This window comes from Marinomonas vulgaris, from assembly GCF_018145875.1.
Taxonomy (GTDB): Bacteria; Pseudomonadota; Gammaproteobacteria; order Pseudomonadales; family Marinomonadaceae; genus Marinomonas; species Marinomonas vulgaris.
Genome location: NZ_JAGSSV010000003.1, coordinates 88,682 through 110,876, shown reverse-complemented (window position 1 = coordinate 110,876; position 22,195 = coordinate 88,682). Strand labels below are relative to the sequence as shown.

The following is a 22,195-nucleotide window of genomic DNA, read 5'->3' as shown; positions in this document are numbered from 1 at the left end:
GGTTATCTATGTCATCTACAAATCATGCAAATTCGTATTACGCGGCCTCTGCTAACGACAAAGTCATTCGCCCTCAACTGACCGGTGAACATCGCTGCGATGTTTGCGTGGTGGGTGCCGGCTTCACTGGCATTTCAACCGCGTTGAGCTTGGCTGAGAAGGGTAAGCGAGTCATCGTCGTAGAAGGTACTCGTATCGGCTTTGGTGCATCGGGTCGTAACGGCGGTCAGATCGTCAACAGCTTTAACCGCGACATCGATTATATTTTTAACAGCTATGGCGACGAGATTGGCAAAAAAATGGCCAAAATGGCCTTTGCTGGTTCTGAGTTAATCCGCCATCGTATCGAGAAATACAACATCGATTGCGACCTAAAACACGGTAATGTGTTTGCGGCCTGTAATCCAAAACAATTTGAAGACCTCAAAGCCAAAAAAGCCTTGTGGGAATCCCATGGTCACAACGAACTAGAGCTGCTTTCAGCGTCGTCAATTCAAGACCATATCGGCTCAGACCGTTATGCTGGTGGATTACTAGATCGTAAAGGCGGGCACATTCAGCCTTTGAACCTAGTACTGGGTCAGGCGAAAGCGTTCGAAGCCTTGGGTGGTCAAATCTTTGAAGATTCCGAAGTAGTTCGTCTTGAACAGGGCAAACCCGGCAAGGTTGTTACTAAGCAAGGCACTGTCATCGCTGACACCGTGGTCGTCGCTGGTAACGCCTATATGTTTGGTTTATTGCCGGACATTGAGAAAAAAGCCATGCCATGTGGCACTCAGGTCATCGCTACCGAGCCCCTACCAGAAGACATCCAAAAGCAACTGTTACCAACAGATCGCTGTGTAGAAGACTGTAACTATTTATTGGATTATTACCGTTTGTCTGGGGACGGTCGCCTGATTTACGGCGGCGGCACCACCTATGGCGCACGAGATCCGGGTAAAATTGAGTCCATCATAGTGCCGAAAATGCTCAAAACCTACCCGATTCTCAAGGATGCGAAAATCGACTTTGCTTGGACAGGTAACTTCCTATTGACCATGATGCGCATGCCGCAAGTGGGTAAAATCGGCGACAATCTCTACTACGCTCAAGGCTATTCTGGCCACGGCGTCACCAACTCCCATCTTATGGGCGAGATTCTCTCTGATGCCATCCACGGCGACACCGAACGCTTCGACGTCTTCGCCAGCATGCCTCAGTATCAATTCCCCGGCGGCCGCATGCTTCGCATTCCTTACACCGCCGTTGGCGCTGTGTACTACAACATGCGTGATAAATTAGGTATTTAGCTTACAAAGCATCAGTCTTTGCGGTCAAAATTGGCATTATGGAGTCGTTTAGATGATAATGGTTATTATCTAAACGACTGATATTTGAGCGCTCTGCTATGCCAAAGCAAAACACCTTCACTCGCATTGAAAAGGTATTAGATTACCTTCACGAACACCTCGATGAAACCATCAATGTGGCAGATCTTGCTGAGAAAAGCTGCTGGTCCCGTTGGCAATTTCAACGTGTTTTTGGTCAAGCAACCGGAATAACCGTAGCACAATACATTCGCGAACTGCGCTTGAGCAAAGCGGCTGAACTATTGCTCTCGAGCAAAACCAAGCACTTGGATATCGCCATTCTATGTGGCTTTGATTCCGAGATCAGTTTCTCCCGCGCCTTTAAGCAGTTTTTTCATTGCACCCCAAGAGAGTATCGCCTGCGAGGAAAGCGCCAAGGCTTGCGTACTCCTCTGTGTCCTCGTGAAAACAAGCATCAAGATGATGAAAAGTCGCCTTTGTCGTTTACTCAAATCCGTATTGAAAGTCATGACGCGTTTCATGTTCAAGGCAAACACGACTGGATCAGTGGGCTATTCTCCTCTTCACCTAACTTTCTAGAGCGGGTTCCTAAGCTTTGGCAGGCGCTAAACCCACCTACCATGCTAGTCGACAGCATTCAGCCTATCGGTGTAATAGATACTCGGGACCAAGTTGACCACCCTAACCAACTGCACTATTGGGCGGGCTTTTTAACCCATGCTCCCAATAAATGCCCATCTCGTGATTTAGATACCTTACAAGTTCCGCCACAAGAATACGCAGTGATTCCTGTGCAAGGAAAAGTCGCTGCCATTGAAAAAAACGTCGCCTGGTGCTTGTCTTATTGGTTACCACAGTCAAATTACGATGGTATTTCTGGCTATGAGCTGGAGAAATACGAGCCAGGTTACGACCCCAAAGATCCATCCAGTTATATGGAATATTGGTTACCAATTCGACCGAGATAGCAGGGAAACACCAGACATAAACAAGTGTATGACGCTCACATTCTTTATCAAGATGCACCAAAACGTTAAGTTTTATCTAAACTTGGTTTATATAATGATATCCATTATCAAACGTGATCGTATCTTATTACTGGAGTAAACCATGAAACCGGCCGTGCATTTCCCTCTTACCATGCTCGCAGTTGCCATACTCTCTGCATCGTCTCATGTATTCGCAGAAGACACAGCAGACTCAACAATGTTAGAAAATATTATCGTAGACCAACTCAGCACTCTAGAAGTCAAAGGACAGACATACCGTAATACCGCAACAAAAACACAGCTTGATCCAGAAGAAACACCTCAAGCCATTTCTATCATTGATGCTGAAAGCCTAGAGTCTCTTGGCGTTGAAAGTGTTTCTGAAGCGGTTCGTTACAGCGCTGGCGTAAATACTGAACTACGCGGCGGAGCAATCTCGCGCTTAGATTTATTCAATATTCGTGGTTTTGATAACGACACTGTTTTACTAGATGGTTTGCCATTATTGTACAACGACTGGAATTTACAGCCTCAAATCGACATGTCTACCGTTGAACAAATCGAGATTTTCAAAGGCCCAACCTCCACTTTATATGGCGAAATGCCACCTGGTGGTATGGTAAACATCATCAGCAAAGTACCTCAGGATGAAGAAAAAACCTCTCTGGAAGTCGTCGTCGGTAGCGACAGCAAAAAAGAAGTTAGCCTTGACACCACTGGAGCCATAAGTGACAGCGCAAGATATCGACTTATCACCAAAATATCAGAGTCTGATGGACAAGCGGTCACTTCTGAAAACAAACGTATGTTGATCGCACCCTCTCTTGATCTCGATCTTAGCGCGGATACTCAACTCAACTTAAATATGTATTATCAAAACGACCCCTCTATGGGAGTATATTCATCCTTACCTAGTCGAGGTACCGTTTATAGTAATATTAACGGACAACTCAGTGACAGCGCCTACGCTGGTGACGCTAACTGGGAAACATACGATAGAGATGTACTTCTCTTAGGTTACAAACTCGACCATAGTATCAATCAGACATGGAGCTTTATGCAGAATGCTCGTGTCACCATCGCCGAAGCCTATCAAGAGAATACTTATTCAACAGGTCTTGACAGCGATGAACGGACACTAAACCGTCGGGCATACCTAACTGACGAGTCAACTAAAGGAATCAACCTTGATAACCAATTATCAGCAATCTTCGATATTGGTGAAGCAGAACACAATGTGTTGTTCGGTGTAGATTATCTAACACTGACTTCCGATATTAAATATGAAGATGCTGTCGCACCAAGTATTGATTTATATGATCCAAATTATTATCAAATCATCGCCAGTGATTTAGACTTTGCAGCCTCTGGGTACAGCAGTGACTTCACCATCAAAAAGAAACAAACCGGTTTATATATACAAGACCAAGTTCGCTTGAACAACTGGGTGTTACTAGCAGGTGGCCGCTATGACCGTTTTTCATACGAAGAAACCGGTACGAAATATGGCGCCGATGCGACAACAAAAATAGATCAAAACCAATTTAGTGGTCGGGTTGGTGCACTTTATGAGTTTGATAATGGTATCTCTCCTTTCATCAATTTCGCTCAAAGCTTTGAACCTGTTAGCGGCTCAGATAAAGATGGCAATGATTTTGACACATCGACAGCAAACCAGTGGGAAACCGGTTTGAAATATCAGTCTCGTGGTCTAACCACCAGCGCCACTGTCTTCGAAATTATCAAAAGCAATGTGCTAACCAATGACCCAAATGGAACAGCATACGACAAAATCCAAGTGGGTGAAGTACGCGCTAGAGGACTTGAACTAGAAGCAAAACAAGCATTAACACCAAGGGGGAGTGTCTCAGTAGCTTACACTCTGCAAGACGTGGAGGTAACAAAAGACAATAGCGGAATAGCAGGCAACACCCCCATCTGGACACCAGAGCAACAATTTAGTGCTTGGTTGAATTACGCTCCTGATTCAGGCGCGTTAGCAGGGGCTTCTTTTGGTACAGGTCTACGCTATGTTGGCTCTATGCAAGTCGATGCAGAAAATTCAGACACTGTGCCTTCTTATACTTTAGTGGATTTGTCTGTTGGTTACGATTTAGCTCAGTTGTCTGCAAACTGGAAAGGAGCAAGTGTAAAACTCGCTGTTACCAACGCTTTCGACGAAACCTACTACAGCTGTTACGACACAGACAACTGCTGGTATGGCGCGGATCGCTCTTTCGAAATAAGTGGTCGGTATGATTTCTAACGATCTGAGGCACTAATATGGAAAGGTCGTTAGACTCTCTTTTTCACTCAAGCAAAGCCTGTATTCCTATTCTTGAAGGAAGAGAATTGGGTACAGATTTGCATCAAAATGAACGTCTTCTGTCGATACATTCGACAGCAGGCTTCTTAGCAAAGATGCATCACGAATTACGTAAGGCACACCCTGAAGCAGGTGCTCCATACTGGCGCGTTAGATCTTGGGGTCTGAGCTGCTGGCAACCCATCTACCTAGCTTTGATTTGTGTCTATCACCTTAAACAGGTACCCAATACTCTAAGCCATTTACACCAGAGTCAACAGGGTGCTTACATTGCTGGTTACGCCTTACCCGATCGCACGTTAGAGCAAAAAAAGAGTATTTGGTTTACTGGTAACCACTTATCCCTAATTGTTCACGCCGCGACTCAGCTTAAAGGCTTATTTGATGTATTGAAAAGCGAGCATCTTAAACAATTTGGTGGCAATAACGTCTTGTACCAAGCTTTGTTGGCCGATCAATTTATGACCTCTCTTCTGGTGGCCCAAAAAATTGCGCTAGAGCACTTTCATGAAAGACCAACGATCTTAGAAAATAAACATACCATCATAGAAGAGTTCACATTATGGGCAAATGCGCTAGATCTACCGCTCACACCAAGAGAACGACTGCATCATGATGATACAGCCTTGACTTTTACAAGACGAACTTGCTGCTTACATTTTCGTCGTCATGATGGCGGTCTGTGTGCAGAATGCCCACGCCTTAAAAAGAACAAAGCAAACAAGGATCAAGATGTACAAGCTCACTGATGTGTTGATCGAAAGAGGTCAAAGAGCCATTTTACAGGTTCCTCAACTTGCCCTTCCAACCAATCAACTAACGGTGATTCTGGGCCATAATGGCTCAGGCAAAACCACCCTGATGCAATGTCTTGCTCGTCAACTTACTCCTGATCAGGGCGAAATCTGTTTTACGGACAAACCATTGCGCACTTTTTCTCAACGAACCCTAGCGCAACAGATCGCTTTTCTTCCCCAGCAACTGCCTTCTTCTTCTGGTTTGATCGTAGAAGAATTAGTCCAACTAGGTCGCTTTCCATGGCGGGGTAGCTGGGGACGAATGCAAGCCTCTGATCACGCCATTATTCACCAGGCTATTCACCAAGTGGGCATCGAACCCTTTGCCCAGCAATGTATTGAAGAACTATCCGGTGGTGAACGCCAACGTGCCTGGATTGCTATGCTTCTGGCACAGCAATCTCCCGTCTTATTGTTAGATGAACCCACCTCGGCATTAGATATTTCTCATCAATACGAATTAATGTACTTACTGCAAACCCTTAACCGTACAACAGGGCAGGGCATGGTATTGATCCTACACGATATCAATCTGGCTGCACGATATGCCGATCACATAGTCGCCATGAAACAAGGTAAGGTTTTCTTTCAAGGCGCACCAAAGGAGCTCATGCAAGCCGGACCTCTAGAAGCGTTATACGGCATTCCTATGACATTGATCCAACACCCAGAAAATGATTCCAAGGTAGCCATAGTATGTTGACACTGCCCCCCAGCCAACCCTTTTTTAAAGCGGCTTTCATTCTGTGTCTGCTCAGCTTTTCCACATGGATCAAGGCAGAATCAACCGTCACACCAACTCGTATTGCCTCACTAAATTGGGGCTTAACGGAAAGCCTCATCGAATTAGGTGTACCACCCATTGCCGCAGGCGATATCAAAGGCTATAACGAATGGGTAAAGCGTCCGGCCATCCCTTCTTCCACAGAGGGCATAGGCACTCGTGAAGAGCCTAATTTAGCAAAACTTGTACAATTAAAACCCGATATCATCTTGATTGGCAGCTCATTAAAAGACATGGCATCAAGATTAGAAGCCATCGCTCCTGTAATGCTATTCGATACTTACCGAGCAGACCATAATAACGCCGAACAAGCCGACAGAGACTTCATGACTCTAGCTAAACTTTTGGGCAAAGAAGATATTGCCTTACAGAAGTTAAAACAGCGCAGCCAGGTACTCAACACACTCAGAACTCAGCTTGAACACGCTTTTGTGAATGGTTTACCTAAGGTAACCAGTATGCGCTTTGCCAATACAACATCCGCTTACGTGTACGGTGAAAATTCCATGCCACAATACGCGCTTGAGGCACTCGGTATTAAGCCGGCGATAGTCATTAAAAATAGTCAGTGGGGATTAGAACAAAAAAGACTTAAATTTCTGCGAACAATCGACCAAGATGTTTTGCTCTACTTCCAACCTTTTTACCAAGAAGAGCAGCTCAATCAGTCACCGTTATGGCAAGCCATGCCTTTTGTACAAGGTGGCAGGGTGGCCTCTGTTGAGTCCACTTGGACCTACGGCGGAGCCATGTCATTGCAATATTTGGCAGAAGCAATGACCGCGGCCTTACTCAAATTAGCGAACAAAGAATGATCACCTCCCGCACAAAAGGGCAATATGCCGCTCTCTTTGTTTTAGGTTTCGTTTGCCTAACGCTCCTACAAATAGACACAGAAATCACATTAAAAACCCAGTGGGATATAGTTACAGGACAACTTTCTCAACAACAGATCATGCAAAACTTTGATCAGGTCGACTGGGCTTACTCCCGCTTACCTAGATTGATAATGGCACTCTTGGTAGGTGGCTCCATCGGTTTAATCGGCAGTGTGATTCAACAGTTGACTCGCAATCCACTACTTTCGCCAACCACCTTGGGCACATCTAGCGGGGCTTGGCTTGGCCTTATAGTCCTGGCCATTTTTTGGCCAGAAGGCCAGGCCCATTTTCAAGCCGCCGCCGCTATGATGGGGTCGCTCCTTGCTTTAGGGTTAGTATTATTTATCAGTGGTATTCGCCAACTGACTGGTCTGTCCATCGTCTTGTCCGGCATGGCCGTAAACCTGCTATTTGGTGCCATAACAACCGCTTTAGTCTTGTTGAATGAACAATACGCACAAAACTTATTCATTTGGGGAGCAGGGGATTTAAATCAAAATGGTTGGCACAAGGTTCATTGGTTATGGCCCCATTGCTTGATTGGTATCGCCATATTGCTCTTCGCAGGTAGACCACTGACTTTATTAAAATTGGGGCAGAAGGGCGCAGCAGGGCGTGGTTTAAATGTCACCGCTTTATTTCTTATCCTCATGGTTGCAGGCCTGTGGATGCTATCCGCAGCCATTACCATGGTTGGTATTATTGGTTTTCTTGGTTTGGTCGCTCCTAATTTGGCGCGTTTAGTAGGAGCGAGAACCGCAACGTCAGAGCTTTATTGGTCCTGTTTACTCGGCGCTTTACTACTGATCATGTCGGATAATCTTGCTCTTATTATAGGAAAGATCAGCTTAGACATAGTACCAACAGGGTTAACCACAGCGTTATTGGGTGCACCCTTGCTTGTTTGGCTCATTCGTCAACGCTTAACCCAGGCAGAAAACAGCAGTTTTCGGGCCATTGTCAGTCACTCTGGGCTGTCCACAAAGCGACTATTGCTGGTGCTTTTCGTCTTCATCGTCATTCTGTTTCTTGGCGTCTTTTCCCATTTTGAGCACAATCATTATGTGCTTCATTGGCCAAATGCGTTTAGTTGGTCACTAAAATGGCCTCGACTGACGGCTAGTCTGGCAGCAGGCGCAGCTATGGCTGTATCAGGCGTGATTATGCAACGACTCATTCATAACCCTTTGGCTAGCCCTGACTTATTGGGCTTATCCGCTGGTGCCGTACTCGCTATGGTAGCTTGTAGCGCTTTTTTAGGTATTCGCATGGGAGAGCTCGGTCCCATCATTGCGTTTCTAGGCAGTATGGCGGTGTTGTTATTCTTACTCATGCTCGGTCGACGCTTTCGGTTCGCACCCGCTCCAATGATTTTAACCGGTGTGGCGCTGTCTGCTTTAATAGAAACACTGGTACAGTTTAGCATGATGAGAGGTACAGAAGAGGTTTACGATATTTTGCGCTGGTTAGCGGGCTCTACCTACCGAGTCACGCCAGAGCAAGCGATTTTATTATGCTTTATTAGTAGTATCTTGATCCTATTCATTGTCAGCTTACACCGCGTGCTAGCACTCATGTCTATGGGCAACATAACCGCTGCGGCACGAGGCATTGCCGTCAAGCCAACCTTTGTGTTTTTGCTGACTCTATCCGGTGCCTTGTGCGCTTCGGTAACGGCACTGGTCGGCCCCATTGCCTTCGTCAGTATTGTCGCTCCCCATCTCGCCAGCTTGCTCGGAGCACGTACTGTTTTGCCTCAGCTGTTGTTATCCGCTTTACTAGGTGCCAGCTTGCTGCAACTGTCAGACTGGATAGGGCAAACCATTATTTATCCGAATCAATTAGCTGCTGGTACCATGGTCGCTATCATAGGGGGCACTTATTTTATCGTCTTGCTGCTGAAAAACCGTAAAAATACCAACAGTTCATAATAAAATCAGCGCTTAAAATTGAGCATTTAAAAATGCGCTACAAATCTGGCCCTTGTGTATTGAAAGACATCAGTTTTGAGGTGCCCGATGGTGAGATTGTTGGACTTATCGGCCCCAGTGGAGCCGGTAAATCCACCATCGTTATCTGTGACTTTAATCTCAACTAAATACTCATCCAAAATCAAAAAAGCCCCGATCTTCTGAGAAGTCGAGGCTTTTTGATGTTTAAATGATCTAACTTAAAGCAACACTATCACACGTCCAAGTTGGCGACGTTTAGGGCGTTCTCTTGGATGAAGTTACGACGCGGTTCCACTTCGTCACCCATTAATGTGGTGAACATTTGGTCGGCGGCGACGGCGTCGTCGATGGTCACGCGCAACATGCGACGGGCATCTGGGTCCATGGTGGTTTCCCAAAGTTGCTCTGGGTTCATCTCGCCCAGACCTTTGTAACGCTGGATGGTCATGCCACGGGACGCTTCTTTCATCAGCCAGGCTTTCATGTCGCTGATGGTTGTCACCGACTCGCGACGCTCGCCACGTTGGATGTAAGATTCTTCACCGAATAATTCTTCTACGGTTTCAGACATGGCAACGATGCGCTTGTACTCAGGTGAGTTGAAGAAGGCGCCTTCAAAGCGATAACGATTAGACACACCATGGGACATGATATCGACCACAGGTAGGTACAGGTTACGTTCATCGTCTTTTTCAACCGAGAAATCGAAACGGAAGCCGGTACGGGCATCTTGTGGCATTTGACGACGAATCGCTTCAACCCATTCGGTAACATCGGCTTCGTTAGCAAGGTTTTCTTGGGTTAAGGCTTTGCAATACAAAAGCTTGGTCATTACGTCTTTAGGGTACACACGAGATAAACGATCAATGTCTGCTTCAATACGAATGTAATCACGCACTAACTTCGCTAAATGTTCCCCTTGAATGCCCGGTGCATCAGCGTTGACGTGCATGTGCGCGCCATCTAATGCCACCTCAATCAAGTGTTGCTCTAGCGCGGGCTCGTCTTTGATGTACTGCTCTTGCTTACCACGTTTGATCTTAAACAAAGGAGGTTGGGCAATAAAGATGTGACCACGTTCAATGATTTCTGGCATTTGACGGAAGAAGAACGTCAGTAACAAGGTACGAATGTGCGAGCCATCCACATCGGCATCGGTCATGATAACGATGCTGTGGTAGCGTAGCTTTTCGATGTTAAATTCGTCGCGACCAATACCACAACCCAGTGCGGTGATCAGTGTGCCCACTTCCACAGACGACAGCATCTTATCAAAACGCGCTTTTTCGACGTTCAAGATTTTACCTTTCAGTGGCAAGATCGCTTGCGTACGACGATCACGACCTTGCTTCGCCGAACCACCCGCCGAGTCACCCTCCACTAGGTAGATTTCAGAAAGCGCAGGGTCTTTTTCTTGGCAATCGGCCAATTTACCTGGCAAACCGGCGATGTCTAACGCGCCTTTACGGCGAGTCATATCACGGGCACGGCGCGCCGCTTCACGGGCACGAGCCGCATCAATCATCTTGTTAACAATGATTTTAGCTTCGCCTGGTTTTTCCAACAAATATTCAGCAAAACGCTTCGCCATTTCTTGCTCTACGGCGGTTTTTACTTCCGACGACACCAGCTTGTCTTTGGTTTGAGAAGAGAATTTAGGGTCGGGTACTTTTACTGACACAATGGCGGTTAAGCCTTCGCGGCTATCGTCGCCGGTTGTGGCCACTTTTTGTTTTTTCGCTAAGCCTTCTTTTTCGATGAAGTTATTCAGGGTTCGCGTCAAGGCGCCACGGAAACCCGCTAAGTGAGTACCGCCGTCGCGCTGAGGGATATTATTGGTGTAACAGTAGATGTTTTCTTGGAAGCCTTCGTTCCACTGTAGCGCCACTTCTACCGCGATGCCGTCTTCTAGGTCATCGCGCTGGCAAATGAAGTGAAAAATGTCGTTGATCGGAGTTTTGTTGGTGTTCAAATGCTCAACAAAAGAACGCAAACCACCGTCGTAGTTGAAGAAATCTTCTTTACCACTGCGCTCATCTTTGAGTTTGATGGCGACGCCTGAGTTCAAGAAAGACAACTCACGCAGGCGTTTTGCCAAGATATCGTAGATAAATAAAATGTTGTTAAAGGTGTCAGCAGAGGGTTTGAAGTGCACCGTCGTGCCCGCACCATCGGTGTCGCCGACTATCGCCAAGGGCGCTTGAGGTACACCGTGGGCATAATGCTGCTCGTAAACATTACCGTTTTTGCGGATGGTGAGCGTCAGTTCTTCTGATAAGGCGTTTACCACGGACACACCTACACCATGAAGACCACCGGACACCTTGTAGGAATTGTCGTCAAATTTACCACCGGCATGAAGAACCGTCATGATAACTTCCGCGGCAGACACGCCTTCTTCTTCGTGGATATCGACCGGAATACCACGGCCGTTATCCGATACAGAAATGGATTCATCAGGGTGAATCAATACGGTAATGGTGTCACAGTGACCAGCAAGGGCTTCATCAATGGAGTTATCCACGACCTCAAACACCATGTGATGCAAACCGGTGCCATCGTCTGTGTCACCAATGTACATTCCTGGGCGTTTACGTACAGCGTCTAGGCCTTTGAGCACCTTGATACTGGACGAATCGTAATTATTTTCACTCATTTAACTCTCCTGTAAACCTTTGCTCAATAAAGACAACTCGCCGTTATTCATGGAAAACTGGCGAACGTCTGTGGTGTTGGCCCACGTAAAATCCGTGGTATCAGGCTCAACACTGGTAATAAAAATTTGGCTGTTTAACGACTCCAACAACTGACACAACTTTTGTCGGTGATTGGCGTCTAACTCGGCGGGCAAATCATCCACTAAAAACACCAAAGGGCGGCCCATATCAATCAATAATTGACCTTGCGCGATTTTCAGCGCCGACACCACCAGCTTTTGCTGACCCCGTGACAAGCTATCTAAGGCATCGCCTGTGGCGGTTTTCACCCGCAAATCGGCTCGTTGAGGGCCGGTATGGGTGTAGCCTAGCTCGATGTCTCGTTCACGTCCGGCGTCGACCGCCATGTGCAAATCTTTTTGCGCGTCCCAGCCTTGAAAGAACTGCAATTGCACGGACAGTTCATCGCTCAACTGCGCTAAAACACGCTCAAAATGCGGTGTCAATTTTGTCACGTACGCCTTGCGAGATTGATTCACCTGCTCGCCTAATCGAATCAATTCTTGATCAAATGCGGCCAATAAACTGAGGGATATTTTACCACGTCTAAGCAAGGTATTCCGCTGTTTTAATGCTTTTTGCCAGCCTCGCCACGCTTGAATGAAGTCTTTGTCGAAATGGAAGGCACCCCAGTCGATAAATTGGCGGCGAATGCTCGGCGACCCCTCTAATAATCGAAAGGCATCAGGGTTTATCAGCTGCACCGGCAAGCGTTCGGCTAATTCGATCACAGATTGCGCTCGCTGACCTTGAATACGCACATCAATGTGACCATCGCGCTGACGCTGTAACCCGACGCGAACTGGACTGCCTTGGGCTTGATGCAATTGAGCGAACACCACACAGGCGTCGTTATCGTATTGAATGTAGGTTTTATGCTTGTGACTGCGGAACGAGCGGCCAAAGGACAGCAAGTGGATCGCTTCGAGCACAGAGGTTTTGCCACTGCCATTTTTACCGACAATCACATTGACTTGAGGCGAGGGTTCAAAGCGCACACTAGAAAGGTTGCGAACATGGGAAATGTCCAAACGCACCAGCGGCATAAGGCTTACACCTTCATTGGAGGGAAGAAACAACCCGCTTGGCAAAGCATTCTTGTGCTAAGCCAAACGGGTGATAAGACCAGCATTTGATCTGTATTAACGGCAAAAAACGCGATTACAAACGCATCGGCATCACGACGTATTGCGCCGCATGACTTTGCGCTTCTTCGATCAAGGCGCTGCTGTTGGAGTCGTTCAGGGACAAGCGCACTTCTTGAGTGTCGACCACGCCCAATACGTCCAACAAATAGCCAACGTTAAAGCCCACTTCCATGTTGTCGCCTTGGTATTGCACCAGCACGGACTCTTCGGCTTCTTCTTGCTCTGGGTTGTTGGCAAACACTTGCAACATACCGTTCGATAGAATTAAGCGTACACCGCGGTATTTTTCGTTAGACAGGATAGACGCACGCAAAAACACTTGGCGCAGCTCTAAACGATCCGCAATGATGATTTTTTCATTGTTACGGGGAATCACTCGGTGGTAGTCCGGGAACTTACCGTCGACTAATTTAGAGGTAAATACATATTCTGCCACCTTGGCACGAATGTGGTTGGTGCCTATAGTGAGCTCGACTAGCTCGTCGGTGTCGCTCAACAAACGGTTCAATTCCAACACACCCTTACGCGGCACAATCACTTGCGTCAAATCACCACTGACTTGAGCGTCTTCCACGGCCGTCGCCAAACGGTGTCCGTCGGTGGCCACCACGCGAAGTTGCCCATCGGCCACTTCCATCAGCATGCCGTTTAAGTAATAACGCACATCTTGATTGGCCATGGCAAAACCCGTACGGTCGATCAGACGACGTACGCTGTTTTGCGCAATGGATACCGTTAAGTCGCCTTGCATGTCTTTGATGTTCGGAAACTCTTCGGCTGGCAAGGTCGACAAACTAAAGCGTGAGCGACCAGAGCGAATTACCGCTTTTTGACCGTCTAAGGTGAACTCAATCACGGCGCTGTCGGGCAAACTTTTACAAATGTCCATCAGTTTGCGAGCCGGCACGGTAATGCGACCTTCTTCGCACTCATCCAGTGCTAAATGACCGATCAATTCCACTTCCGAATCGGAACCTGTCAAGGTGAGGGTCTGGTTGCTTACTTCCACTAGTACATTGGCTAAGACGGGCATGGTTTGCTTGCGCTCTACCACACCTGCCACAAGTTGAAGTGGCTTAAGAAGTGTCTCGCGGACGACTGAAAATTTCATTATTTTCCTCGTAAACTCAAAGTCTTAGACCATCAGGTGGTCAGAATTCGCATTAATTGTTTGTAGTCTTCACGGATATCAGAATCCGTGTCTTGTAACTCTTTGATCTTGCGAATCGCATGCAGTGCCGTGGTGTGATCACGACCCCCAAAGGCGTCGCCAATTTCCGGCAAGCTGTGATTCGTTAATTCTTTAGCCAGCGACATGGCAACCTGACGAGGTCGAGCCACGGAGCGGCTGCGACGTTTCGACAGCAAATCGCTGATCTTAATTTTGTAATATTCCGCCACAATGCGCTGGATATTATCAATGTTCACCAGCTTGTCTTGCAAGGCCAAAAGGTCTTTTAGTGATTCACGCACAAAGTCTGGTGTGATCGCGCGACCCGTAAAGTGCGAGTTCGCTATTACGCGCTTCAAAGCACCTTCTAATTCTCGCACATTGGAGCGAATTTTCTGAGCAATAAAAAACGCCGAATCGTAAGACAACTTGATGCCGCTTTCATCGGCTTTACGCATCAGAATCGCCACACGGGTTTCCAATTCAGGCGGCTCAATCGCCACTGTGAGCCCCCAACCAAAGCGAGATTTTAACCGATCTTCCAAGCCTTGAATTTCTTTTGGATAGCGGTCGCAAGTCAAAATCATCTGCTGACCGCCTTCTAATAAGGCATTAAAGGTATGAAAAAATTCTTCTTGGGTGCGATCTTTACCAGCAAAAAATTGTATATCGTCGATCAATAGAGCATCTACCGAGCGGTAATAGCGCTTAAAATCGTTGATCGCGTTAAGTTGTAAGGCTTTTACCATGTCGGCCACAAAACGCTCTGAGTGCAAATACACGACTTTCGCATTGGGGTTATGGCGCATTAACTCTGTGCCGACGGCTTGCATTAAGTGAGTTTTACCCAAACCCACGCCACCATAAATAAACAATGGATTGTAAGCACCGCCTGGGTTTTCGGCCACTTGCAACGCTGCAGCATGAGCAAGTTGGTTAGATTTACCCTCAACAAAATTATCGAAGGTAAAAGAATTGTTTAGATTCGCCCCGTGATTGATGCCGCCTTCCACTTGCACCTTGCGTTTTGGTGCCGTCAAAGGCAATTGGCCTTGTTCATAAGGTTCAAGCTCGCCACGTAAGCCACGACCATTGGCCGACAAGGTCAAAGGCGCTTCAAACTCTAAGTCGGCGTGGGGGGTGCCTTCTTCTTCGTCCATCAAACCGAACCCTGGACGATAACCCGACTCTCGCACCACTTCATTGTTCAATGGGCTAATCGGTGGGGCACTGGAAACAGGTGGTGGTGGCGGTGACGCCGTGTTGGGTTGCGCAAAGTGTTGTGCTTTGACTTCTAGCTTTAAAGCTGGCGCCAAACCGTCACCAGCAAACTCAGACAAAAGCTCTTTAATGCGCGCTTGATATTTGTTACTCACCCAATCCAACACAAATCGGTTTGGTGCACTTAAGCACAGGTCGCCATTCGGCGTCATTTCAGCCTGCAATGGACGAATCCAGGTGTTGAACTGAGAGGTGGAAAACTCACCCTGCAAGCGCTGCAGGCAAAGATTCCAATGTTCCAAAGACACTGTAGACGTACTCCCTGGTTGAGTGACAGACAAGAAGCGGATTTTACATCGCCACTATAAAGTTATCCACACATAAATAGAAAAAAGCCCTGCACAATGTGCAAAAGGAAAATAATAATCACAGGAAAAGTTATGCACAGCGGTAGATAAAAATACTTTTTGTGTATATCCATGGCAGTTATCCACTATAAAATTTTCATCTACTCGCCACTTATTCACATGTGAACAAGCCGCTATCTTTTTGAATCTTATGCACATATTTATCTAGGATTTTTATCAGTGGATAACTAAATGGCTAGCTTTTTTTATTATCCACTTTTTAATACAAACTCTGTTGATAAGTGTTTAATGATTTGTGCGTTGTTTTTTAACGATTTATGGAGCAATAAACATTGAATTTGTGCAAAAAAGCCTCTAAAATCCGCGCCCTGATTTGACGATCAAATGTAGAGGCTTGGCGGCCGCTAACCCTCAAAACTCAAACACTGCATTCAGTGAGAGAATTAAGATGAAAAGAACTTTCCAACCTAGCGTTCTTAAACGCAAACGCAACCACGGTTTCCGTGCCCGTATGGCTACTAAAGGCGGACGTCAAGTTATCGCTCGTCGTCGCGCTCGCGGACGCAAGGTACTAAGCGCATAATCCCGCTGATGACCGATTATTGTTTTCCTCGGCATGTCAGACTTCTGAATGCCGGGGATTATCAATCTGTCTTTAATGACACCTCCTCCAAAGTCTTCGCAGGCGAATTCCTTTTATTGGCACGAAAACGAGATGACAACCACACTCGGTTAGGTCTTATTGTGTCGAAAAAAACGGACAAACGTGCGGTAGGCCGGAATCGTATCAAACGCTTGGTACGGGATTCCTTTCGCCATCACAAAATGCCACTGGCTGGCTTAGACATTGTTTTTCTTGCTAGACAAGGAATCAAAGAGCTTGATAACGCCGATTTAGACAAAAGACTGAATAAAGCGTGGGATCAGCTGGCGAAAAAAGCACAAAAACCATCTCAAACTAAAAAACGCGACCTCTCTAAGCAGAAATAGGCTGAAAAAACTGCCAAAGGCTGGTTTAATAGCGCGTGATTTTTATAAGGGTTCTGTGAACCTATTGTCCAACCAAACAAATTAGTTGAATACCATGGATTTCAGACGTTACTTTTTATGGGGTGCGCTTTTTATCAGTGGCTACCTACTGTTTTTGCAGTGGAGCCAGGATTATGGTCCTCAGTCCACGCAAAGCGTTGCCCAAAGCACTCAGTCTCCCACCGAGACAAACCTCGAAGCCAACAATGATTTGCCAATGGCAATTCAAAGCGCTAACGAAGCCAATAGCGAGATTCCAGACAGCGCACAACAAATCGCTCCTGGCAAATTGATCGAAGTCACCACAGATACACTTCGTGTGTCGATTAATCCGATTGGTGGCGATATTGTTGGTGCGGCGCTTTTACAGTATAAAAAAGAATTGGGTAAACCCGATCCTTTTGTCATTTTAGAAGACAGCAGCGAGCAAACCTACGTCACGCAAAGCGGTTTGATCGGTCAAAATGGCCCAGATGCTTCATCAGAAGGTCGTCCTGTTTATCAGTCTGAACAAACGTCTTACACACTCGAGCAAGGCCAAGACTCTCTGGATGTAAATCTGTATTACACAGACGCAAACGGGGTGAAATACACCAAAACCTTCCGCTTTATGCAGGGTAAATACCGTATCCGTCAGTTGATTACCGTTGACAATGCGGCGGCGTCTACATGGCGCGGTAACTTGTTCGCGCAAATCAAACGCGACAATACACCAGATCCAAGTCAAGCCACCAGCATGGGCTTACAGCCTTATCTGGGTGGTGCGATTTCAGACGAAGAAACCAAGTACAGTAAAGTTTCTTTCTCTGACATGGCAGAAGAGCCTATTAAAACCTCAACAACACAAGGTTGGGTAGCGATTCTTCAGCATTACTTTGTGTCCGCTTGGGTGCCAGAGCAGGGTCAAAAAGTGACCATGCAAGCACGTACTAATGGTGACTTTAACATCATAGGTTTCACCGGTTCCGCGGTTGAAATTGCACCGGGCACTCAAGGCACTTTGAGCTCCACGTTTTATGTGGGACCAAAACTGCAAGATCATCTGCAAGATACCGCTGAAAACCTAGAATTAACTGTCGATTACGGCTGGTTGTGGTGGTTAGCGAAACCCTTGTTTTGGTTGTTGACCTTGATTCAATCGTTCGTCATCAACTGGGGTATCGCCATCATCCTAGTGGTAGTGTGTGTGAAAGCCATCTTCTTCAAGTTGTCGGCCACCAGCTACCGTTCTATGGCGAAAATGCGCAAATTCGGTCCTGAAATTGCCAAGCTTAAAGAGCAACACGGCGACGACAGACAAGCCATGTCGCAAGCCATGATGACGCTGTACAAGAAAGAAAAAATCAACCCGTTGGGTGGTTGTTTGCCTATATTGGTGCAAATGCCCGTGTTTCTTTCTTTGTATTGGGTATTGATGGAATCGGTTGAATTGCGTCACGCGCCTTTCTTCCTGTGGATCAACGATTTGTCGGTTATGGACCCGTACTTCATTCTGCCTATACTGATGGGCTTGAGTATGCTGGGACAACAGATGTTGAATCCAACGCCTCCAGACCCAATGCAAGCACGCATCATGAAGATTATGCCGATCGCATTTACCTTCTTCTTCTTGTGGTTCCCAAGTGGTTTGGTTCTGTACTGGGTAACCAACAACACCTTGTCGATCGTGCAGCAGTACATCATTACCAAACGCATTGAAAAAGAAGCCTAATACGCAACATTGCGCGGTGTTTTGAATCAAAAAGGCTTCCCATTGGGAGGCCTTTTTTGTCACTATCCATGCATCGCCAAACAGCCACTTCGACCATCAAATGACTTTATCGACCAAACAACACTGGGTTTGATTATGACTGATTTCCAATACGCCACCGACCAAGACACCATTGCCGCACAAGCCACTGCTCCTGGCCGTGGTGGTGTTGGTATTATTCGTTTATCCGGCCCGAAAAGTTTGGCCATTGCCAAGCAAATTGTCGGCTTTGAACCGACACCCCGTTACGCCCATTATGTGCCTTTTAACGACGCACAAAACGACCAGCTCGACATGGGTCTGGCGCTCTACTTTCCAGGGCCAAATTCCTTTACGGGGGAAGACGTGTTTGAGCTACAGGGTCATGGTGGTCCGGTGATCATGGACATGCTGCTGAGCCATTGTGTGGCCTTAGGAGCACGTTTAGCGCGACCTGGTGAATTTTCTGAACGCGCCTTTATGAACGATAAAATGGACTTAACCCAAGCGGAAGCCATTGCGGATCTGATCGACAGTACCTCAGAGCAAGCGGCAAAATGCGCGTTGCGATCTCTGCAAGGTGCGTTTTCAAAACGCGTCGATGAGCTGGTTGAAGCCTTAATTCACTTGCGTATCTATGTGGAAGCCGCCATTGATTTTCCAGAAGAAGAAATCGATTTTATCGGCGATGGCAAGGTCGCCAATGAATTAGCAGGCATTCAGGCCAAGCTAGCGGATGTGCTCAAAGAAGCGAATCAAGGCGCCTTGATTCGTGAAGGCATGAGTGTGGTGATTGCAGGGCGTCCGAACGCCGGTAAATCCAGCTTATTAAACGCTTTATCGGGCAAGGATTCCGCCATCGTCACCAACATCGAAGGCACCACTCGTGACGTATTGCGCGAACATATTCACCTAGATGGGATGCCGCTGCACATCATAGACACAGCAGGGCTTCGCGACAGTCCAGACGAAGTGGAACGCATTGGGATTCAACGGGCATGGGATGAAATCAGCAAAGCCGATCGCATCTTGATGATGGTCGACAGCCAAGCCATTGATTCCAAAGATCCCAGCGAGATCTGGCCTGAATTTATGGAAAAACTGGGCGACACCAAACATCTGACGCTGGTGCGCAACAAAGTGGATTTAACCAAAGAAAACGTCGGCACTGAGACAGTCTCAGGCGTCCCTGTGATCTCTTTATCTGCCAAAACAGGGCAGGGCATTGATGGGCTGACCAGCCATCTAAAAGCCGTTATGGGCTTCGACAGCACCACAGAAGGAGGTTTTATTGCCCGTCGTCGACACATAGAAGCGCTTAACAAAGCCAAACGCTTTTTAGACGCTGGCAACGAACAACTACAGGGTTACGGCGCTGGGGAATTATTGGCCGAAGACCTTAAAGAAGCGCAACAAGCACTCAGTGAAATCACTGGCGCTTTCACCAGTGATGACTTGCTGGGACGTATCTTTGGCTCATTTTGTATCGGTAAATAAGGGTTATCACGACAACGGTTGTTACAACAAAGCGTCGATGCTTACGCGAGATTTTTGCCCAGCTTAAGTATCGAGGCGATGTTGCGCGATGTGTTGATCAGGTTATTTTCGGCTTGCGCTAGTACCGTATCTAAGGTGTCGAGGGTAGGAATAATCGGGAAAATAGCCGACATGCCGTGGTCTAAAATCGCCTCGGCGTCTTGACCTAAACACCCAGCAATACCAATGGTTGTCACCTTATTTGCTAAGGCTTTTTTCAACACCCCCATTGGGGTTTTACCAAACACCGTTTGGCCATCCATTCGGCCTTCGCCGGTGATGACAAGATCGGCACCTTGTAAGGCTTTGCCTAACCCAACCGTGTCCATAACAATCTCAATACCGGGTTTTAATGTGGCATTAAGAAACACCTTGGCGGCTAAGCCCATACCGCCTGCGGCTCCCACGCCCGCTTCCAATCGATGATCGGTAAAACCTTGCTGCACTAACACATCGGCAAAATGCCCTAGGGCGTTATCGAGTGTTACAACCATCTCGGGGGTAGCACCTTTTTGCGGGCCAAAAATCGCTGATGCACCACGATCGCCACACAAGGGGTTGTCGACATCGCAAGCCACTTCCACACGACAATCAGCGAGCAGAGGGTGAGCCTGACTCACATCAATATGGCGCAATTGTGCGAGCGCCGCACCGCCAAAAGCCAGCTCTCGATGCTGATCGTCTTGGCATTGAATGCCCAACGCTTGAGCAAGTCCGACGCCTGCGTCGTTCGTAGCGCTGCCCCCCAAGCCCAGCACGATGTGTTTTATGCCTCGGTCAAGGGCGTCTTTGATCAGTTCTCCGGTGCCAAAGCTGGTGGTATAAAGAGGGTCACGCTGCTCTCGAGGCACCAGATGCAAACCAGACGCCGAGGCCATTTCAATCACGGCGGTCGTTGGAGTCTGGCCTGCGGTCGTCCCCAAAATACCGTATTGCGCCATCACTTTATTGCCCAGTGGCCCTGTCACTTCAAGGTCAATGGTTTGACCTTGTGTCGCATCCACCATGGATTGCACCGTGCCTTCGCCACCATCGGCCATAGGCACTTTTAGATAATGTGCATCAGGAAAAATCTGATAAAAGCCGTTTTCAATCGCATTGGCGACCTGCAAAGCAGTAAGACTTTCTTTGAACGAATCCGGTGCAATCACAATCTTCATATTGGCTCCTTTCTGAATACAATGTCCGTCGCAGCAAGGAAACACAAAGCGCGAATTATTACGCTTTCATGTTCACCAATACTCGACCTCGTACTTGACCATCAAGCAATTTATAGGCCGTTTCTACCACCTTATCCAAGGGAATCTCTTCGCTGATGGCATCGTAATCCTCTGCTTGGAGCAGTTCACTCAAACGCTGCCACGCTTCCATTCGATCTTTTAGCGGTCTCATTACGCTGTCGATACCAATCAGTTTTACGCCACGAAGGATAAAAGGCGCAACCGACGCCGGAAAATCCATGCCCTGGGCCAAACCGCAGGAAGTCACCACCCCACCGTATTGTGTGCTGGCACAGGCATTGGCCAAAGTATGGCTGCCCACGCAATCGATTACTCCAGCCCAACGCTCTTTTTGTAAGGGTTTGCCCGGCTCCGACAGGGTATGTCTATCTATGACGTCACTGGCACCAAGACTTTTTAAATGGTCTGCTTCTTCCATTCGGCCTGTAGACGCTACAACACGATAACCCAAACGATTCAGTAAGCGAATCGCATAACTGCCAACCCCACCATTGGCACCTGTTACCAAAATATCCCCTGACTCTGGTGTCACGCCTTGTTTTTCCAGCGCCAATACAGACAACATGGCCGTGTAACCCGCTGTGCCTATGGCCATAGATTGTTTCGCCTCTATGCCTTCAGGCAGCGGAATAAGCCATTCACTTTTTAATCGTGCTCGCTCTGCAAGCCCACCCCAATGAGCTTCACCCACACCAAAACCATTCAACACAACCAGGTCTCCGGGCGCGAAACGCGATGAATCACTTTCCAACACCTTACCGACTAGATCAATGCCAGGCACCATTGGAAAAGAACGAACGACGGGGCCCTTGCCCGTAATCGCCAAACCGTCTTTGTAGTTCAACGTGCTGTATTGCACATCGATCAGAACATCGCCTTCAGGCAGCTGGTTTTCGTTTAGCTCGGTAACAGTAGCCACGCTTTTTTTTCTGTCGTTGTCGGTTTCTTGAGTGATTAATAAGCCCTTAAACATAGTGCCTCCAATATAGACCA

At 47.3% G+C, this 22,195-nt stretch carries 18 protein-coding genes; 12 read left to right on the top strand and 6 right to left on the bottom strand.

What is annotated here, in order from left to right; translation table 11 throughout:
• Positions 1-8: 8 nt before the first annotated feature.
• The 8 genes from J9B83_RS04170 to J9B83_RS04135 all read left to right on the top strand — a co-directional run bounded on the left by J9B83_RS04170 (position 9) and on the right by J9B83_RS04135 (position 9,188).
• Positions 9-1,292 (top strand): NAD(P)/FAD-dependent oxidoreductase, encoded by a 1,284-nt coding sequence (locus J9B83_RS04170; protein WP_211535477.1) that lies wholly within the window; start codon positions 9-11, stop codon positions 1,290-1,292.
• Positions 1,293-1,390: 98 nt separating this feature from the next.
• Positions 1,391-2,281 carry an AraC family transcriptional regulator gene (locus tag J9B83_RS04165; RefSeq protein WP_211535476.1) on the top strand — a complete coding sequence of 297 codons (891 nt, stop codon included), beginning with the start codon at positions 1,391-1,393 and terminating at the stop codon, positions 2,279-2,281.
• Positions 2,282-2,423: 142 nt separating this feature from the next.
• Positions 2,424-4,568, top strand: coding sequence for a TonB-dependent siderophore receptor (locus J9B83_RS04160; protein WP_211535475.1), 2,145 nt, complete (start codon positions 2,424-2,426; stop codon positions 4,566-4,568).
• 17 nt (positions 4,569-4,585) lie between these two features.
• Complete coding sequence (locus J9B83_RS04155) at positions 4,586-5,377, top strand: siderophore ferric iron reductase (RefSeq protein WP_211535474.1); 792 nt, start codon at positions 4,586-4,588, stop codon at positions 5,375-5,377.
• Positions 5,361-6,128, top strand: coding sequence for an ABC transporter ATP-binding protein (locus tag J9B83_RS04150; RefSeq protein WP_211535473.1), 768 nt, complete (start codon positions 5,361-5,363; stop codon positions 6,126-6,128). The genes J9B83_RS04155 and J9B83_RS04150 overlap by 17 nt, the downstream gene beginning before the upstream one ends.
• Positions 6,122-7,024, top strand: coding sequence for an iron-siderophore ABC transporter substrate-binding protein (locus J9B83_RS04145; RefSeq protein ID WP_211535472.1), 903 nt, complete (start codon positions 6,122-6,124; stop codon positions 7,022-7,024). The genes J9B83_RS04150 and J9B83_RS04145 overlap by 7 nt, the downstream gene beginning before the upstream one ends.
• A complete protein-coding gene (fhuB, locus tag J9B83_RS04140; RefSeq protein ID WP_211535471.1) occupies positions 7,021-9,021 on the top strand; it encodes a Fe(3+)-hydroxamate ABC transporter permease FhuB in 2,001 nt (666 codons plus the stop codon). Before J9B83_RS04145 ends, fhuB begins: the two co-directional genes overlap by 4 nt.
• Before the next feature lie 32 nt (positions 9,022-9,053).
• On the top strand, positions 9,054-9,188 hold the full coding sequence (locus J9B83_RS04135) for an ATP-binding cassette domain-containing protein (protein ID WP_211535470.1): 135 nt from the start codon (positions 9,054-9,056) through the stop codon (positions 9,186-9,188).
• A gap of 86 nt (positions 9,189-9,274) precedes the next feature.
• On the opposite strand, the gene gyrB is transcribed toward J9B83_RS04135, so the two are convergent.
• The 4 genes from gyrB to dnaA all read right to left on the bottom strand — a co-directional run bounded on the left by gyrB (position 9,275) and on the right by dnaA (position 15,607).
• Complete coding sequence (gene gyrB / locus J9B83_RS04130; protein WP_211535469.1) at positions 9,275-11,698, bottom strand: DNA topoisomerase (ATP-hydrolyzing) subunit B; 2,424 nt, start codon at positions 11,696-11,698, stop codon at positions 9,275-9,277.
• Entirely contained in the window at positions 11,699-12,805 is a 1,107-nt protein-coding gene (recF, locus tag J9B83_RS04125) for a DNA replication/repair protein RecF (RefSeq protein ID WP_211535468.1), read from the bottom strand.
• Between the two features lie 115 nt (positions 12,806-12,920).
• Positions 12,921-14,018: a DNA polymerase III subunit beta gene (gene dnaN, locus J9B83_RS04120; protein WP_211535467.1), complete on the bottom strand. Its 1,098-nt coding sequence runs from the start codon at positions 14,016-14,018 to the stop codon at positions 12,921-12,923.
• A gap of 32 nt (positions 14,019-14,050) precedes the next feature.
• Positions 14,051-15,607: a chromosomal replication initiator protein DnaA gene (dnaA, locus tag J9B83_RS04115; protein WP_211535466.1), complete on the bottom strand. Its 1,557-nt coding sequence runs from the start codon at positions 15,605-15,607 to the stop codon at positions 14,051-14,053.
• Positions 15,608-16,115: 508 nt separating this feature from the next.
• Between dnaA and rpmH the strand changes: the two genes are divergently transcribed.
• The 4 genes from rpmH to mnmE all read left to right on the top strand — a co-directional run bounded on the left by rpmH (position 16,116) and on the right by mnmE (position 19,922).
• Entirely contained in the window at positions 16,116-16,250 is a 135-nt protein-coding gene (gene rpmH, locus J9B83_RS04110) for a 50S ribosomal protein L34 (protein ID WP_012072147.1), read from the top strand.
• 8 nt (positions 16,251-16,258) lie between these two features.
• Positions 16,259-16,657 (top strand): ribonuclease P protein component, encoded by a 399-nt coding sequence (gene rnpA, locus J9B83_RS04105; protein WP_211535465.1) that lies wholly within the window; start codon positions 16,259-16,261, stop codon positions 16,655-16,657.
• A gap of 94 nt (positions 16,658-16,751) precedes the next feature.
• Positions 16,752-18,407 carry a membrane protein insertase YidC gene (yidC, locus tag J9B83_RS04100; protein ID WP_211535464.1) on the top strand — a complete coding sequence of 552 codons (1,656 nt, stop codon included), beginning with the start codon at positions 16,752-16,754 and terminating at the stop codon, positions 18,405-18,407.
• A gap of 135 nt (positions 18,408-18,542) precedes the next feature.
• Positions 18,543-19,922, top strand: a complete 1,380-nt coding sequence (mnmE, locus tag J9B83_RS04095) for a tRNA uridine-5-carboxymethylaminomethyl(34) synthesis GTPase MnmE (RefSeq protein ID WP_211535463.1) — start codon at positions 18,543-18,545, stop codon at positions 19,920-19,922.
• Positions 19,923-19,963: 41 nt separating this feature from the next.
• Here the strand turns inward: mnmE and J9B83_RS04090 are convergent, their stop codons facing one another.
• Positions 19,964-21,121, bottom strand: coding sequence for a glycerate kinase (locus J9B83_RS04090; RefSeq protein WP_211535462.1), 1,158 nt, complete (start codon positions 21,119-21,121; stop codon positions 19,964-19,966).
• A 58-nt stretch (positions 21,122-21,179) separates the two neighbouring features.
• A complete protein-coding gene (gene acuI, locus J9B83_RS04085; protein ID WP_211535461.1) occupies positions 21,180-22,175 on the bottom strand; it encodes an acrylyl-CoA reductase (NADPH) in 996 nt (331 codons plus the stop codon).
• Positions 22,176-22,195 lie beyond the last annotated feature (20 nt).

What these genes read in the sequence shown, in the direction of transcription:
- yidC (WP_211535464.1), top strand. Translation starts at nt 16,752, where the DNA reads ATGGATTTCAGACGTTACTTTTTATGGGGTGCGCTTTTTATCAGTGGC.
- J9B83_RS04145 (WP_211535472.1), top strand. Translation starts at nt 6,122, where the DNA reads ATGTTGACACTGCCCCCCAGCCAACCCTTTTTTAAAGCGGCTTTCATT.
- J9B83_RS04150 (WP_211535473.1), top strand. Translation starts at nt 5,361, where the DNA reads ATGTACAAGCTCACTGATGTGTTGATCGAAAGAGGTCAAAGAGCCATT.
- acuI (WP_211535461.1), bottom strand. Translation starts at nt 22,175, where the DNA reads ATGTTTAAGGGCTTATTAATCACTCAAGAAACCGACAACGACAGAAAA.
- J9B83_RS04155 (WP_211535474.1), top strand. Translation starts at nt 4,586, where the DNA reads ATGGAAAGGTCGTTAGACTCTCTTTTTCACTCAAGCAAAGCCTGTATT.
- recF (WP_211535468.1), bottom strand. Translation starts at nt 12,805, where the DNA reads ATGCCGCTGGTGCGTTTGGACATTTCCCATGTTCGCAACCTTTCTAGT.
- J9B83_RS04090 (WP_211535462.1), bottom strand. Translation starts at nt 21,121, where the DNA reads ATGAAGATTGTGATTGCACCGGATTCGTTCAAAGAAAGTCTTACTGCT.
- J9B83_RS04170 (WP_211535477.1), top strand. Translation starts at nt 9, where the DNA reads ATGTCATCTACAAATCATGCAAATTCGTATTACGCGGCCTCTGCTAAC.
- J9B83_RS04160 (WP_211535475.1), top strand. Translation starts at nt 2,424, where the DNA reads ATGAAACCGGCCGTGCATTTCCCTCTTACCATGCTCGCAGTTGCCATA.
- fhuB (WP_211535471.1), top strand. Translation starts at nt 7,021, where the DNA reads ATGATCACCTCCCGCACAAAAGGGCAATATGCCGCTCTCTTTGTTTTA.
- rpmH (WP_012072147.1), top strand. Translation starts at nt 16,116, where the DNA reads ATGAAAAGAACTTTCCAACCTAGCGTTCTTAAACGCAAACGCAACCAC.
- J9B83_RS04135 (WP_211535470.1), top strand. Translation starts at nt 9,054, where the DNA reads ATGCGCTACAAATCTGGCCCTTGTGTATTGAAAGACATCAGTTTTGAG.
- mnmE (WP_211535463.1), top strand. Translation starts at nt 18,543, where the DNA reads ATGACTGATTTCCAATACGCCACCGACCAAGACACCATTGCCGCACAA.
- rnpA (WP_211535465.1), top strand. Translation starts at nt 16,259, where the DNA reads ATGACCGATTATTGTTTTCCTCGGCATGTCAGACTTCTGAATGCCGGG.
- dnaN (WP_211535467.1), bottom strand. Translation starts at nt 14,018, where the DNA reads ATGAAATTTTCAGTCGTCCGCGAGACACTTCTTAAGCCACTTCAACTT.
- gyrB (WP_211535469.1), bottom strand. Translation starts at nt 11,698, where the DNA reads ATGAGTGAAAATAATTACGATTCGTCCAGTATCAAGGTGCTCAAAGGC.
- J9B83_RS04165 (WP_211535476.1), top strand. Translation starts at nt 1,391, where the DNA reads ATGCCAAAGCAAAACACCTTCACTCGCATTGAAAAGGTATTAGATTAC.